15 protein-coding genes are annotated in these 15,653 nt (G+C 56.3%); all 15 read right to left on the bottom strand.

Translation table 11 applies throughout. The features are described from left to right. The coding region (locus B3Z49_RS00720) for a cell division protein FtsQ/DivIB (protein WP_296987415.1) at nt 1–482 on the bottom strand (482 nt) is incomplete at its 3' end. Beyond that, a complete protein-coding gene (locus B3Z49_RS00715; protein ID WP_296987413.1) occupies nt 470–1,384 on the bottom strand; it encodes a D-alanine--D-alanine ligase in 915 nt (304 codons plus the stop codon). The genes B3Z49_RS00715 and B3Z49_RS00720, both read right to left, overlap by 13 nt. Continuing rightward, nucleotides 1,381–2,325 (bottom strand): UDP-N-acetylmuramate dehydrogenase, encoded by a 945-nt coding sequence (gene murB, locus B3Z49_RS00710; protein WP_296987411.1) that lies wholly within the window; start codon nt 2,323–2,325, stop codon nt 1,381–1,383. Before murB ends, B3Z49_RS00715 begins: the two co-directional genes overlap by 4 nt. A gap of 7 nt (nt 2,326–2,332) precedes the next feature. Next, nucleotides 2,333–3,742, bottom strand: a complete 1,410-nt coding sequence (gene murC, locus B3Z49_RS00705; protein WP_296987410.1) for a UDP-N-acetylmuramate--L-alanine ligase — start codon at nt 3,740–3,742, stop codon at nt 2,333–2,335. Next, nucleotides 3,739–4,938, bottom strand: coding sequence for an undecaprenyldiphospho-muramoylpentapeptide beta-N-acetylglucosaminyltransferase (gene murG / locus B3Z49_RS00700; protein WP_296987409.1), 1,200 nt, complete (start codon nt 4,936–4,938; stop codon nt 3,739–3,741). The genes murC and murG overlap by 4 nt, the downstream gene beginning before the upstream one ends. 153 nt (nt 4,939–5,091) lie before the next feature. After that, nucleotides 5,092–6,231: a putative lipid II flippase FtsW gene (gene ftsW, locus B3Z49_RS00695; protein ID WP_296987406.1), complete on the bottom strand. Its 1,140-nt coding sequence runs from the start codon at nt 6,229–6,231 to the stop codon at nt 5,092–5,094. Next, nucleotides 6,228–7,634 (bottom strand): UDP-N-acetylmuramoyl-L-alanine--D-glutamate ligase, encoded by a 1,407-nt coding sequence (murD, locus tag B3Z49_RS00690; protein WP_296987403.1) that lies wholly within the window; start codon nt 7,632–7,634, stop codon nt 6,228–6,230. The genes ftsW and murD overlap by 4 nt, the downstream gene beginning before the upstream one ends. A 12-nt stretch (nt 7,635–7,646) precedes the next feature. Further along, on the bottom strand, nt 7,647–8,735 hold the full coding sequence (mraY, locus tag B3Z49_RS00685) for a phospho-N-acetylmuramoyl-pentapeptide-transferase (RefSeq protein ID WP_063088838.1): 1,089 nt from the start codon (nt 8,733–8,735) through the stop codon (nt 7,647–7,649). Between the two features lie 45 nt (nt 8,736–8,780). Continuing rightward, nucleotides 8,781–10,190: a UDP-N-acetylmuramoyl-tripeptide--D-alanyl-D-alanine ligase gene (locus B3Z49_RS00680; RefSeq protein ID WP_296987397.1), complete on the bottom strand. Its 1,410-nt coding sequence runs from the start codon at nt 10,188–10,190 to the stop codon at nt 8,781–8,783. Between the two features lie 59 nt (nt 10,191–10,249). Then, the gene (locus B3Z49_RS00675) at nt 10,250–11,710 is read right to left on the bottom strand and encodes a UDP-N-acetylmuramoyl-L-alanyl-D-glutamate--2,6-diaminopimelate ligase (RefSeq protein WP_296987395.1); all 1,461 of its coding nucleotides are present in this window, start codon (nt 11,708–11,710) and stop codon (nt 10,250–10,252) included. Next, nucleotides 11,697–13,415: a peptidoglycan D,D-transpeptidase FtsI family protein gene (locus B3Z49_RS00670; RefSeq protein WP_008889600.1), complete on the bottom strand. Its 1,719-nt coding sequence runs from the start codon at nt 13,413–13,415 to the stop codon at nt 11,697–11,699. Before B3Z49_RS00670 ends, B3Z49_RS00675 begins: the two co-directional genes overlap by 14 nt. Then, the gene (gene ftsL / locus B3Z49_RS00665) at nt 13,412–13,843 is read right to left on the bottom strand and encodes a cell division protein FtsL (protein ID WP_063088841.1); all 432 of its coding nucleotides are present in this window, start codon (nt 13,841–13,843) and stop codon (nt 13,412–13,414) included. Before ftsL ends, B3Z49_RS00670 begins: the two co-directional genes overlap by 4 nt. Next, nucleotides 13,840–14,826 carry a 16S rRNA (cytosine(1402)-N(4))-methyltransferase RsmH gene (gene rsmH / locus B3Z49_RS00660; RefSeq protein ID WP_296987382.1) on the bottom strand — a complete coding sequence of 329 codons (987 nt, stop codon included), beginning with the start codon at nt 14,824–14,826 and terminating at the stop codon, nt 13,840–13,842. Before rsmH ends, ftsL begins: the two co-directional genes overlap by 4 nt. Beyond that, complete coding sequence (locus tag B3Z49_RS00655) at nt 14,823–15,326, bottom strand: division/cell wall cluster transcriptional repressor MraZ (protein WP_210514201.1); 504 nt, start codon at nt 15,324–15,326, stop codon at nt 14,823–14,825. Before B3Z49_RS00655 ends, rsmH begins: the two co-directional genes overlap by 4 nt. 145 nt (nt 15,327–15,471) lie before the next feature. Continuing rightward, nucleotides 15,472–15,653, bottom strand: a 182-nt coding sequence (locus tag B3Z49_RS00650; RefSeq protein ID WP_296987377.1) for a hypothetical protein, incomplete at its 5' end; no start/stop codon positions are given.

Below are 15,653 nucleotides of genomic sequence, written 5' to 3'. Positions count from 1 at the left end.
TCGCCATCGATCAACACATGATCGCGGCCCTCGGTTTGCCAGATCGCCAGTGGTTTGCGCTCAACAACCGAAACGATGAGGGTGTCGGGCAACTGGCGCTCGACGGTAGCACTTCGGATCCATGAAAGCTCCTCGATGCGTTCGCGGGCGGCATCGACATCAAAGGTAATGATCGGCGTGCCCGGTTTCTGTCCGATGGCTGCCAAAAGGGCATTCGGGTCGGTTTTTTCGCGCCCTGAAACTTCGATGTTCTTGACCGTCATGCCAAACGCGGCAGAAAGCCGAACACTTTCCTGCGTAGCCATGCTCATCCATTTATCGGCCTTGCCGGTATAAACAAGAGCTGTCGGAACAATCACGATGGCACCAATGAAGCCGGTCCACCACATGACCCGCGCGATCTTTTTGACGTTGGTGCCAACGCTATGTTGTTTATCAAGCTTTTCGCGCCGTTCGCGGGCCTGTTCTTCTAGCGTTCGCAAGATGCATCCTCCACCATCCATGCAACGATGTCGGCAAAGCTCATTCCTTCATGGCGTGCGGCATCCGGTACCAGTGATGTCGGCGTCATGCCCGGTTGGGTGTTAATCTCAAGGATTACCAAACGGTCGCTTTCCGGGTCATAGCGGAAATCGGCGCGCGCAACACCCCGGCAGCCAAGCGCCTTATAGGCCTCTTCGGCGTGACGTTGCAGTCGATCACGTAAACCGCCTTCGATGTCGGCAGGAACGATATGTTCGGAGCCGCCCTGGGCATATTTGGATTCAAAATCATAAAAGGCGTGATTGCCGGTCAGGATTTCGATGACTTCCATCGCCTCGCCATCCTTGACGGCAACGGTCATTTCGCGCCCGGGAATGAATTCTTCCTGCATCACGCCTTCACCATGGACCCAATCACGGGCCAGCATGTTTTGTTCTTCCTCGGCCGTCAGGATGATTTCAACCCCGACTGAGGATCCCTCGTTATTTGGTTTCAAAACATAGGGCGGCGGCAATGCCTTGCCCGATGCGATGTCTTCGCGCGTGACCCAGACATGGCGGGCGCACGGAATTTCGTATTCGGCAAACATTGCCTTGGCGGACATCTTGTCCATGGCAATTGCCGATGCCCGAACACCGGAATGGGTATAGGGGATGTTCATGATTTCAAGCAGGCCCTGAACCGCGCCATCTTCGCCCCAGCGGCCATGCAGGGCATTGAAAATCACATCCGGTTTGGGGTCAATGGCCGCCAATTGATGGGCAAGATCACGGTTCGCGTCGATTTCTGTAACTTTATAGCCCTTTTCGCGCAGCGCCTTGGCGCATTCGCGGCCCGAGGACAGGGAGACTTCCCGCTCTGCTGACCAACCGCCCAGAATGACAGCGACATGTTTGTTCATGCGTCTTTTCCTATGATCGAGTGGCCAAGGCGTTCGCCAATGCGCCGGATTTCCCAGCGCAGCTCAACGCCGCTATGTTCTTTGACCCGTCTGCGGACTTCATCGCCAAGCTGTTCAAGATCAAGGGCTGTGGCGTTGCCCGTATTGATCATGAAATTGCAGTGCTGCTCGGACATTTGCGCACCGCCGATTTTAAGTCCGCGACACCCGGCCGCATCAATGACTTCCCATGCGCGTTTTGGGACCGGATTGGCAAAGGTTGAGCCACCGGTACGCGATTTGATCGGTTGCGATTCTGCCCGCGACTTCTGGATGTCATCCATGCGTTTGGCGATGTCTTCAGGATCACCAGACGATGCGCGCAAGATTGCAGACGTGAAAATCCAGTCCTCTGGAACGCCGCAATGCCGATAGGTCATGTTCATTTCATCGGGGGTGACGGTATGGATATTACCGATGCCGTCAATTGCGGTTGCCGATACAAGAACATCCTTGATCTCGGTTCCATAGGCCCCGGCATTCATGCGCAACGCCCCACCGATGGTGCCGGGAATGCCAGACAGAAATTCCAGACCGGCAATGCCATTCATCTGGGCGGTTTGCGCAACATTGAGATCAAGTGCACCAGCACCGGCGTGAACCGCACCGTCCTCGACCACGACATTGGTAAACGGGCGGCCAAGGCGGATGACGACACCACGAATGCCGCCATCACGGACCAACAGGTTCGAGCCGACGCCAATGACGGTCACAGGCAAGTCTTCGGGTTTGCCTTTCAGAAAATCAGCAAGGTCGGCTTCATCTTTTGGGCGAAACATAACATCTGCCGGGCCACCAACCTGAAACCAGGTGACTTTGGCAAGTTGTGCGCCTTCGCGCAGCTTGCCACGCACTTTTGGCAGGCGGTCGATCAGGGGCGTATGGTGTTTCGGCGTGCTCATATCTGCCTCAGTTCTTGATCGCTTCAAGTTGGGCGGGCAGGGCATTTGCCCATGCGCTGATTGAACCAGCACCAAGGCAAACGACAAGATCGCCCGGTTTTGCTTCGGCTTTGATGACTTCGGCCAGTTTTTCCGGGCCTTCGAGTGCGCTCACGTGGCGGTGGCCACGGTTGCGCAGGCCTTCGACAAGTGCATCCCGCGAGGCACCCTCAATCGGGCTTTCACCGGCCTCAAAGACGTCGGCGACAATGACGTTGTCCGCATCGTTAAAGCAGGTGCAGAAATCTTCGAACAGGTCATGCAGGCGTGAGTAACGGTGCGGCTGAACGACTGCGATCACGTTGTTCTGGGTTGCCTGACGGGCGGCCTTTAGCACTGCCTTGATTTCAACCGGGTGATGACCGTAATCGTCGATGATCGTAACGCCATCAACTTCGCCGGTTTTGGTGAAGCGACGTTTAACGCCGGTAAAGCCGTCAAAGGCGGAGACGATTTTCTCATCGGGGATGCCAAGTTCCAGCGCGACCGTAATCGCCGCCAGCGAGTTTGACACGTTATGATCGCCAACCATTGGCAGGCGGACATCCTTGATCACGCGTTCTTCGCTATCAACCCGTTCGCGGATAACAACATCAAAGACACTGTCGCCGATATTGGTCCGCACATTTACCGCGCGGACATCGGCCTGCGGTGAAAAACCGAATGTGAAAATACGACGATCCGTCACGCGCCCGATCAGGGCCTGGACTTCGGGATGATCAATGCACAGAACCGCAAAGCCATAAAACGGGATGTTCTGAACGAAGTTCTTGAAGGCTTCGCGCAGCTGATCGAAATCTTTCCAGTGGTCAAGATGTTCGGGGTCAATGTTGGTCACAACCGAGATGGTGGATGGCACTTTGACAAAGGTGCCATCAGACTCATCGGCCTCCACCACCATCCAGTCACCTTCGCCAAGGCGCGCGTTGGTGCCATATGAATTAATTATCCCGCCATTGATAACGGTCGGATCAAGCCCGGCGGCATCCAGCATGGTGGCCACCAGTGACGTGGTGGTTGTTTTGCCATGGGTTCCGCCAATCGCGATTGCGGCCTTAAGGCGCATCAGTTCGGCCAGCATTTCGGCACGGCGCACGACCGGGATCATGGCCGCGCGTGCGGCGATGACTTCGGGATTGTCGGGTTTGACGGCTGTTGAAATGACAACGACCTTGGCGTCTTCGACATTTTCGGCCTTGTGCCCGACAAAGACTTTAATGCCAAGGGCGCGCAGGCGCTGCACGTTTGCATTGTCGGAAATGTCCGAGCCCTGCACCGAATAACCCAGGTTGTTGAGGATTTCGGCAATACCGGACATACCGATGCCACCAATACCGACAAAGTGGATGGTGCCGATGTTGAGCGGCAGGGTGTTCATTGCATGTCTCCTCGGTCTTTGCTCATGTTCTTGTTATCCGGGCTTCCTGCCGGGTTCAGTCCCAGCATATCAAGCACCATGTCGGCCAACCGCTCGGCGGCGTTGGCCCTTCCGCTGCTTTTGGCGGCCTTTGCGGCACGCGTCAAGGCGGCAGGGTTGGTCAAAAGTTTTGCCAAACGATCCGTCACCGCCTCGCTGCCAAACCGGTCTTGTGGCATCAGCCATGCGCCACCGGCATCTTCGACTTGCTGGGCGTTGTAACGCTGATGATCGTCAATGGCATGGGGAAGCGGCACCAGAAAACCGGGGCGCCCGGCTGCGGTCAGCTCGGCAACCGTCGATGCCCCTGAACGGGCAATCACCAGATGGCAGTCGCGCAAACGTTCGGGAATGTCCTCAATGAAGGATGCCAGTGTTACGTCGATCTGCGATCCGTCATAGGTCTTGCGAACAGCATCAAGATCTTCTTCACGTGCCTGCTGGGTTACGACCAGACGTTTGCGCAAACCTTCAGGCAGATTGACCAGTGCAGTCGGCAGGACTTCAGACAGGATGCGCGCCCCTTGTGACCCGCCTGTGATCAAAAGCCGGATCGGCCCGTCATTGGTTGGCGCGTCATACTCACTTGCTGCAAGGGCGGCGACTTCGGCACGCACCGGGTTGCCGGTCCAGATTACTTTGGCCTCGTCACCCGGTGCAATCATCCTGACCTTGGCAAAGGATGTGGCAATCCGTTGTGCATTTCCTGCCACCAGACGGTTTGCGCGGCCAAGAACGGCGTTTTGTTCATGAATGGCATATGGAATGCCCAGCCACTTGGCCGACATTGTCGCGGGGATAGAGGCATATCCGCCAAATCCGATCACAGCCGCCGGTTTGGCCTTTTTGATACGGCTTCTGGCTTTAAGCGTGCCAAGGCCAAGGCGGGCGGCCCCGGTCAGGCGCCCCTTGATGCCTTTGCCGGCAATGCCGCCAGCAGGCAAGATGACGGTTTCAACACCTTCAACATCCTCGGTATAACGGGCCGCGCGGGCGTCGGTGAAAAACAGTACCTGTGCGCCACGACGCACGAGTGATTTGGACAAGGCAACAGCCGGAAACATATGCCCGCCAGTGCCACCGGATGTTACGGCGATCACCTGACCTGCCAGCGGCGTCTCGGCGGCAGAAAGTTCTGGATTTGCGAAGTCAGTCATCTTGTCCACATGTAAAACGACGGCGGTGCAGGGATGGTCCCCGACAGTTACCCCCATCAGAACCCGACAAAGGTTAATATCCCTTCAAACCGGTTCCTGAATAAGGCCTGATTTTGTCGTTTTAATGCAGAAAGTTTTTGGGAAGCAGCTTGGTTATTCACCGGGCCGCTTGCGCGTCAGGGCAAGGACAAATCCCATGCCGATCGCAATGCCGATCGTCGCTGAACCACCATAGGATACGAACGGCAAGGTCATGCCCTTTGGCGGGACCAATTGCAGGGTCGATGCCATGTTGATCACGGCCTGCAAACCGAACTGGACCAGAATGCCGGTGACCGCCAGAACCACGAACAGGTTGCGTTCCCCCATCAGGCGCGAAAGACCGCGCATGATGATGAAGGTAAAGACACCAACCACCAGCACACAGAACAGAAGACCAAACTCCTCGCCGGCAACGGCAAAGATGAAGTCGGAATGGGCATCGGGGATGGAGTTCTTCACCCAGCCTTCACCCGGGCCCCGGCCCATAATGCCGCCATTCATGAAGGCTTCCATGGATCGTTCGATCTGATAACTGTCACCCGATGCCGGATCAAGGAAGCGATCCACACGTGACTGGACGTGCGGCATGATCAGATAGGCCGTTACTGCCAACCCAACCGCCCCAAGTCCAAGACAAAACACCAGAATGATCGGAAGACCCGCAAGGAAGATCTGAACTGACCAGATTGAGGTGATCACAACTGTCTGGCCGAAGTCCGGCTGGATCATCAGAAGGAAGATGCAAACAGCAAGGATCAGGCTTGAAACGATATAGCCCGGGAAGTTCGGGTTCAAACGTCCTTCGGCAAACATCCAGGCAATGACGACCGCAAAGGCCGGTTTGAGGAATTCGGACGGTTGCAGGTTGATCCCGGCAACGTTGATCCAGCGTACTGCGCCCTTGATGTCTGATCCGATGAACGGGGTGATGATCAGCAAAAAGAGCACCCCCAAGAACATGAAGGAGGCCAGACGTCGCACCCATTTCACCGGCAATAGCGAAATGGCAAACATGCAAACCGTTGCCATGCCAAGGAAAACGAACTGGCGGGTGACAAAGTGGAAACTGTCAACATTAATGCGATCAGCAACCGGCGGACTTGCCGACATCACCAGAAGCGCGCCAATCCCCATCAGAAGGATGATGGCGGCGAGCAACCAGCGATCGACCGTCCACCACCAGACCCCCAGAACCGAGGTATCGGCACGCGAAAAGGCGATATTCGTGTTATGACCAAACAGGGACTTCATGCGTTTGCCTTCCCGGTCATGTCACCACCCGCCAATGCGTTGTACAGAACGCGGAATGCATCGCCGCGCGCCTCAAAGCTTTTGAACTGATCAAACGATGCACAGGCCGGGGTGAGCATCACCACCGGTTTGTCATCGCCGCAGGTCTTGGCGTCGGCGAAGGCCTTTTTGGTTGCCACATCAAGGGTTTCGCATTTCTCCCATGGCAGATCACCGCCAAGGGTTTCGGCAAATTCGTTGGTCGCAGCACCAATCAGATAGGCCTTCTTGATGTGGGGATAGAATTCCTGCAATCCCTCAATCCCGCCTTCCTTGGGTTTGCCACCGGCAATCCAGTAGATGTTGCGATAGGCCGAAAGCGCCTTTGCCGATGCCTCGGCATTGGTAGCCTTGCTGTCATTGACAAACACAACGCCATCAATGCTGCCGAGCAACTCCTGTCGATGGGCCAGACCCGGGAAGGACATGATCCCGTCAATGATCCGGGTGGCATCCACACCGCGCGCACGACACAGCCCATAGGCAAAGGCAATGTTTTGCCAGTTATGGCGTCCGGGCATGTGGGTGACGGTCGCAAGGTCCAGAATACGGGTTTGCGCACCGGTCATGTCATCAATCAGCCAGCCATCTGCATCAACATAGATGCCGTGATCGACCGGTTGTTTGACCGAAACCTCGATAATGTGACGACCGCCTTCACGGGCCAGTTCAACCGACATCTTCGCACATGGCTCGTCATCAATGGAAATGATCGCCCATTTTGGGCCCTTTGCACGGGCAAAGATCAGATGCTTGGCACCGATATAGCCATCCAGTCCGCCATGACGATCCAGATGATCCGGCGTGATGTTCAAAAGTGCGCAGGCATCAAAGGCCGCATGTTCAAGTAGTTCAAGCTGATAGGATGACAGCTCAAGAACCAGGCAATCATCTGCGGTAGAAGGCTCAAGCCCAAGGGCTGCATTGCCAAGGTTGCCGCCCGCCTGCGTCTTGATCCCGGCCTGCCCGATGATGTGGGCGGTCAGCGCTGTGGTGGTTGATTTGCCGTTGGTGCCGGTGATCGCCAGCGTCGGGACATCAGGCTGCGCCACACACAGCAATTCGACGTCGCAAATGATCGGCTTGCCCGCACGGCGTGCCTTTTCAGCCGCCGGATGCGGGGTCGGGAAGGTGGACGGAATACCCGGGCTGATCACCAGCATGTCGGGTTCTGTCCAGTCACATTCCGCCAAATTGATCGGCGCAAGCCCAAGCGGTTCAAGCTGTTCACGCGACGATGCGTTGTCATCCCACGCCCAGACCACAGCACCTGCATTGATCAATGCCTTCACACTGGCAAGTCCGGATTTCCCAAGACCCAGAACCGCGATGGTTTTGCCGCGCAGATGTGAAAGATCAATCAATTCAGTATGTCCTTAACGAAGTTTCAGGGTTGCAAGTCCAACCAGGGCAAGGATCACGGCAATGATCCAGAACCGGATCACGATGGTCGGTTCCTGCCAGCCCTTTTTCTCGAAATGGTGATGAAGTGGCGCCATGCGGAACACGCGTTTGCCGGTCAGTTTGTAGGACCCGACCTGAATGATCACCGACAGGGTTTCCAGAACAAACAGGCCGCCAATGATCGCCAGAACCAGTTCGTGTTTGGTGACAACCGAAACCGCACCCAATGCGCCACCAAGGGCAAGGGATCCGGTATCACCCATAAACACCATCGCAGGCGGGGCGTTGTACCAAAGGAAACCAAGGCCGGCACCAACCAGTGCGCCAAGGAAAATGGTCAATTCGCCAGAACCGGCAACGTAATGGACCTGCAGGTATTCGGCGAACTGAACGTTACCGATCAGATAGGTAATCAGCGCAAAGCTGGCCGCGGCAATCATCACCGGCACAATCGCCAGACCATCAAGGCCATCCGTCAGGTTCACCGAGTTCGAGGCACCGACCATGACAAACATCGCAAACGGGACAAAGAACCAGCCCAGATCCAAGAGGAAATTCTTGAAGAACGGGAAGGCAAGTGCGGTCGAAAGCGGATCGGCGGTGTTATACGAAATCCACCAGGCGGCAAGGGCCGCGATGGAAAACTGCCCAAGAAGTTTGAGCTTGCCCGGAAGGCCTTTGGTGTTGCGCTTGGAAACTTTCAGGAAGTCATCGAGGAAACCAAGGAAGCCATAGCCGATGGTGACCAGCAAAACCGCCCAGACATAAGGGTTGGTGAGGTCGGCCCACAACAGGGTGGCAATCGATGTTGACAGCAACAACAAAAGCCCGCCCATGGTCGGCGTGCCTTTTTTGGTCAAAAGGTGGCTTTCAGGGCCGTCTTCGCGGATCGGCTGGCCTTCGCTTTGTTTGGAACGCAACCAGTTGATCAGGTGCGGGCCGATCACAAAGGCAAGCACAAGCGACGTGATGATCGCACCACCCGTACGGAAGGTGATATACCGAAACAGGTTCAGTACCGGCATCTGATCAGCAAATTGATAAAGCAGATTATAGAGCATTGCTCTGGTCGTTCCTTTTGCGACTTATCCTGTTACGGTTGTGGATTATTCCACCACGCCACAGGATTTTAAGGCCGATACAATTTTCGAAACGTAAATGCCAAGCGATCCTTTGACCAAAACCACGTCGCCATCGCGCAAATCGGCCTTTATTGGCTCAATTGCGTCGTCGGCTGTGTCAAAATGGCCGGCATTTCGTTCGGAAGGCAGGGTTTTGTCGAGTTCAGCCATCATCGGCCCGACCGAATAAACCCGATCAATTTCAAGTGCGGTCAGCGGTTGATGCAAATCGGCATGCATTTTGGGCGCAATATCGCCGAGTTCGCGCATCTCGCCCAAAACGGCGATCTTGCGTCCGCCGTCACCCGGTTTGGTCTGGGACAGGACCTTGATCCCCGCTATCATCGAGGTCGGATTGGCGTTATAGGCATCATCAATCAGGGTAAAGGTACCATCCCCGGAGGGCAGCTTTACCGTGTGTGTTTCACCGCGGCCGGCAGGCGGCGTGACATCCGCCAGATCCTGCGCGGCACGTACCGGGTCCGCGCCAATCGCATCAACACATCCCAGCACCGCAAGCGAATTCAGAACCCAGTGTTCACCGGGGCAGCCGATGAAATATTCAAGGTCGCGTCCACCGACACGTGCGCGGACGGCACTGCCATCGGTGACGATGTTGGCTTCAAACAGGCGATAGTTCGCCATGGCATCGGTGCCAAAGCACTTGATGTTGCCAAGGCCAAGTTCCTTGGCACGTCGGGCAAGGGCGAAGTAATGCATGTTGTCACGGTTCAGAATGACCGTGCCATCCTGATCAAGGCCATCGAAAATCTCGGCCTTGGCCATGGCAATTTCGGCTTCGTCCTTGAAAAATTCGGTGTGGGCGCCGACCACCGTTGTGATCACGGCTACACTTGGCTTGACCATTTTGACAAGCTTGCTGATTTCGCCCGGATGGTTCATGCCGATTTCAAAAACACCAAAGTCGGCATCGGCGGGCAGGGTTGCCAGAGTTATCGGCACGCCCCAATGATTGTTGAAGCTGGCTGGGCTGGCATGGGTTTTCCCTTGTTGGGACAGCACGTATTTAAGTGCTTCCTTGGTGCCGGTTTTGCCGACACTGCCTGTGATGGCGACGATTTTGGCCTTGCTGCGGGCGCGACCGGCGAGGCCAAGGCGCTCAAGGGCGGCCATCGTGTCATCGACCAGAAGAACCTTGTCGGTATCGGTGATGCCCTTGGCATCCGAGACCATGACGGCATGTGCACCGGCATCAAGGGCGGCCTGGGCGAATTTGTGACCGTCGAAATTCGGGCCTTTAAGGGCGATGAAAAGATCGCCTTCGCTGACTTTGCGGCTGTCGATTGAAATGCCGGCTACCGTCCAGTCCCCGGTGGTTTTGCCACCGGTTGCGGTTTCGGCATCCTTTGCCGTCCATAAAACAGCCTTCGTCATAACGTCACTTTCTTTCCGGTCAGGCCATTACGGCCAAAGCGCCGTAACGGTATTTATGTTCAGTTGCCACCTGCAAGGATGCTGCGGGCGACAGATGCATCATCGAATGGAAGAACCGTATCGCCGACAACTTGGCCTCTTTCATGGCCTTTTCCGGCAATAATAAGGACATCGTTACGTTGCAGGATGCCAATGCCGCGTTTGATGGCCTCGGCGCGATCACCGATCTCAACAGCACCTTCGCATTTTGCCTTGATGGCGGCACGAATGGTGGCTGGGTCCTCGCTGCGCGGATTGTCATCGGTGATGATGGCAATATCGGCAAAATCGTGCGCAACCTGCCCCATCAACGGGCGTTTGCCGGTATCACGGTCTCCACCGGCCCCGAATACACAAACGATACGGCCTTTGCAATGCGGACGGACCGCCTTGATCACGGTTTCAAGGGCATCTGGCGTGTGGGCGTAATCAACAAATACCGGCGCGCCAAAGCTGGTTTTGCCAACCAGTTCCAGACGTCCACGGACACCTTCAAGTTTTTCAAGGGCCAGAACTGCCTGATCAAGGTCGGCACCGGATGCCACCACGATGGAAAGGGCTGCCAGTGCGTTCATCACCTGGAAGCTTCCCATAAGCGGCAGGTGGATGTTGTATTCCCCCTTGTTTGCCATCAGGCGGAGCTTGGTGCCGGTGCTGTCCGGTGTAGCCTTGATCAGTTTGATGTCATCGGCGTTCTCGCCATAGGACAGGACATTCACACCGCGCTTGGCGCAAAGTTTTTTCAAAAGATCGAACTGTTCAACATCGGCATTCAGCACAGCCGTGCCATCGACAACCAGAAGGTCGGAGAACAGGCGAGCCTTGGCTGCGAAATATTTTTCGAACGTGCCGTGATAATCAAGATGATCACGCGACAGGTTGGTAAAGGCGGCAACGGTGACCTTTACGCCATCCAGGCGGTATTGATCCAGCCCGTGCGAGCTTGCCTCCATCGCGACATGGGTAACCCCAATGCCACACATTTCATCAAGGCTTTGATGCAGGGCAACCGGATCGGGCGTGGTCAGCGAACCTGGGATCTTTGCCCCAGCGGCCCGAATGCCAAGCGTTCCGATCGATCCCGACATGTTGCCAAGGATTGTCCAGAGCTGCTCGGTAAAGATCGCCGTGGATGTTTTACCGTTGGTGCCGGTGATCGCCGCGATGTTTGCCGGCTGCTTGCCATAGAAACGGGCGGCAAGCTGGGCATAACGTTTGCGCGGGTTTTCCACCGGGATCAGCGGAACCGTTGGGGCTGCCGGTCTTGGCGTTCCATCCTTTGCAAGGATGGCCGCAGCACCAAGCTTGATCGCATCGGCGATATACTTGGAACCGTCATCACGTGCACCGGACAGGGCGGCAAACATATAGCCATCCTTCACGGTGCGTGAGTCTGCTGTCAGGCCCGTGATATCCGGGTCCTGTCCTTCGGCATGTTTCAATGCCGCTTGATCACCTGCCATGAGCTCAGAAAGACGCAAGTTTGCGTTCCCCCTTGCGAAGTTCGATCTGCAGCGCTTGCTCAATCTCCGGCGCCTTCGCATTCGCCGGTTCAATACCCAAAAGGGGAGCAATACGTGTCACAACCTTGCCAACCGCAGGGGCGGACACCCAACCTGCTGTGGCAAATCCATAAGTTTCTTTAGTGCCCTTGGGCTCGTCCAACGTCACCAGAACCACATATTTCGGGTCCTGCATCGGGAAGGCGGCGACAAAGGTCGACATGCGGGCGTTCTTGACATAGCGCCCGTTCACGAGTTTTTCCGAAGTCCCGGTCTTCCCGCCAAGGAAGTAACCCGCCACTTCGGCGTTCTTGCCAGAACCGTCAGTTACGACCAGTCGCATCAGGCGACGCAGCAGTTCCGACGTTTTCTGGGAAAATACACGTTCGCCTGCCGGTGCGCCGTCCTGTTTGAGGATGGTCGCAGGGCGGCGAATACCACCATTCACAAGGGTGGAAATGCCACTGACAACCTGAAGCGGGGTCACGGCCAGACCATGACCGAACGAAATCGTCATGGTGTTGATGTCGCGCCACGGGTTGGGCACAAGCGGTCCGCCAACTTCAGGAAGCTCGATCTGCGGTTTGTCGAGCATGCCAAGCTTTTTAAGGTATTTTTGCTGGGTCTCGCCGCCAAAGGCCATTGCCATGCGGGCTGATCCGATGTTCGAGCTGTGAACAAGGATTTCCGGCAGGGTCAGCCAGCGATTCTCGCCGTGATAGTCACGAATGCGGAACCCGCCAATTGCCAGCGGTTCAGTCGCGTCATAGACCGAGTTCAGCGTCGATGTGCCGGTTTCAAGGGCGATGGCCGTGTTAAACAGCTTGAACACCGAACCCATTTCGTAAACGCCCAGTGTGGACCGGTTAAAGCGTGCATCGGCTGGTGCCTGGCCCGGGCGATGAGGGTCAAAGTTCGGAAGCGATGTCATCGCAACGACTTCGCCGGTATAGACATCCATCACAAGGCCTGCCGCCCCAACCGCGCTGTAGGTTTCCATCGCGTTTTCGACTTCTTCGGCAAGCGCGTATTGCACGCGGGTATCAAGCGAAAGTTCCAAGGGGCCGTTATTGATGCGCAATTCGTTGTCAAATTCGCGCTCAGCCCCGGCGATGCCGTTATTGTCGATGTCGGTGAAGCCCAGAACATGTGACAGAAGACGCCCATGCGGATAAACGCGGCGTTCTTCACGCTGGAAATTCAATCCCGGAATGCCAAGCGAATTGACGTCATATTGCTGTTCGGGCGTCAGGTTGCGGCGCAGCCATACGAATGCCTTGCGCGAACTCAGATGACGGATCAGTGAATCGCGATCCAGATCGGGCAGTACGGTCAACAAAAGATCGGCGGACTCAACGGGGTCCTTGACGACACGGGCATCGGCATAAAGCGAATTGGTCGGAAGGTCGGTCGCAAGCAGCATGCCGTTGCGATCAACGATATCGGCGCGCTCGGTTTTGAGTTCGCGGGTATCTGTTCCCGACGCAACAGCCGGTTCATTGCCCTGACGCAGAACCGATGCATCAATCAGGCCATAAGTTATCCAGCAAAAACCGATGATGAACATCGCGCCGGTGATAAAGATACGGTTGCGCGCGGTTTCAAGCGCAAGACGTTCGCGCTGATCCGGGCCTAGTTCCGGACGGTCGCCACGCAGCCAGTATGAAAAACGGGTCAGGCTCATTGTGCGCCCCCCGTTTCGGTCGCGACGGACGGGGCGTCAATGATCATGGTATCGGCCGCCTCGTCATACATCAGATCACCCGGACGGGCGCGCGGGACGGGCATGAAGGCAACCGCCTCGCCGAACTTGTTGATGCGATACTGATGCAGATCGGCGTCTTCGGGCAGGTCATCAATGCTTGCCATCTGAAGCACGTCAATCTGGGCAAGGCTCAGATACTGCTTGGACAGGCGTTCGATCCGTTCCGGATTGTTCAGATAGCTCCATTCCGCCTGGAGAACATGGATGCTTTCCTGTTCGGCCAGAATGTCGGACTGAATATCCGCATAACGTTTTTCAAGACGTTCGACCTGATGGCTGACCCAATAGGTGCCGGTGCCGATCAGGATGGTCAGAACAAGGCCGATGATGGTTACCGCACGGGTCATTTGCGACCTCCCTGCGATGTGGTCGGTTGGTCGTTGCGCGCAACAGCGCGCAGCTTGGCCGAACGTGCGCGCGGGTTGGCGCGAATTTCATCTTTCTGACCGGTGACGGCCTTGCGTGTGATGGTCGTAAAGGTCGGGATGGCGACTTCCGGTTCGCCGGGCAGGCGACGCGACATCTTGTTCGGATCGCCAGAGCGTTCCTTCATGAATGTTTTGACCTGCCGGTCTTCAAGCGAATGGAAAGTCACAACCACCAGACGTCCGCCCGGTTTCAGCAACGTTTCGGCGGCATCCATGGCGCGTTCAAGTTCGCCAAGTTCGTCATTGACGTAAATTCGCAGCGCCTGGAACGTCCGTGTGGCGGGATCAATGCCATCCTTGGATTTACGCACCACAGAACGCACCGCACGGGCGAGCTGGGATGTGGTGGTAAAGGGTTCCTCTGCGCGCATTTCGATAATCTTGCGCGCGACCTTGCGCGATGCGCGTTCCTCGCCATAGCGGTAAATGACGTTGGCGATGTCTTCTTCTTCGGCGGTGTTGACGAAATCAGCCGCCGTCGGGCCGGACATCGACATGCGCATGTCCAGCGGGCCGTCTTCGCGGAACGAAAATCCGCGATCGGCCTGATCAAGCTGCATCGACGAAACGCCGATATCAAGAACGATACCATCGACCTGCGGCGCACCTGCCGCCGGGAGAAGTTTCGCCATATCGCCAAAGCAGCCCTCGACCATGTGGAAGCGGCCGTCATATTCGGCTTCAAGCTTTTTGCCGGTGGCAACAGCGGTCGGGTCGCGGTCGATGCCGTAAAGTTCGCAGTCGGCAGAGTCAAGAATGGCGCGGGAGTAACCGCCTGCGCCAAAGGTACCATCAACCATGATCTCGCCGTCACGCGGTGCAAGGGCTTCTAGGACCTCGCGGAGCAAGACCGGCTTGTGCGGGCGATCTTCGGTGGCAAAGCTTAGGTCATTTTTGCTCATGATGCGTCCTCCTCCGTTGCGGTGCCGGGACGTGCACCTTTGGGGAGTTCACTCATCGGTTTGAGCTTCAATGTCGCACCACGGTTAAGCGTGCGGGTCCGGCTGGCTTCTTGCAGGGGCTTGAAGATGTCAGGGTTCCACAGGCGGAAGGTGCGACCACGGCCGACAAAGGCGACCTGATCTTCGATGCGGGCGAACTCGATCAATTCTGCGGGCAGAATGATGCGGCCTTCGCCGTCGTAAGGAAGCATATGCGAGGAGCCAAGGATGGTGTCTGCCAGATCGTCGGCCTCGTCAGAAAACATGTCGAGTTCATCAAGCGATGCGGCAATGCGCTCCATATGGCTGTGGCTACAGCCTTCAAGCGCGCTTTCCTTGTGGGATTGATATAGGTAGATGCCGGCGAATTCTTCGGTATCGAGGGCCGCACGGAACCGTTTGGGGACGGATACGCGTCCCTTCCGGTCCAGCTTGTGAATGTGCGTCCCTGTGAACAGCACTTCGCCATTCCCCTGATCAAAAAACCGATCTCAGAACACTGGCCCTGATGGGCTGTCTTGCGACCAACGTGTGTCTGAAATGGATATGCCCCGCATGGCACGGAATTTGTGCCTCTTTATGGGGTACCATGGGAAATCATGGGGGTCAATGGGATTTGATGGGCAAGAATGTGACGTTTTGGCACTTCCCGAGGGTTTCCGCGGTATATGCAGAAAGGCTGAAATCGGCCAAAAATGCGGGAAAACCAGCGGCGATCCATCTTCTGCCCATAAAATCCCAATTCCGTTCCATGGGGACCCATGGGAAGACCATCGAAAAACCGGAAT

The sequence above is a fragment of the Thalassospira sp. UBA1131 genome (genome assembly GCF_002311515.1).
Taxonomy (GTDB): Bacteria; Pseudomonadota; Alphaproteobacteria; order Rhodospirillales; family Thalassospiraceae; genus Thalassospira.
The sequence above is the reverse complement of the archived record's forward strand: the minus strand, read 5'-3'. Positions and strand labels throughout refer to the sequence as shown.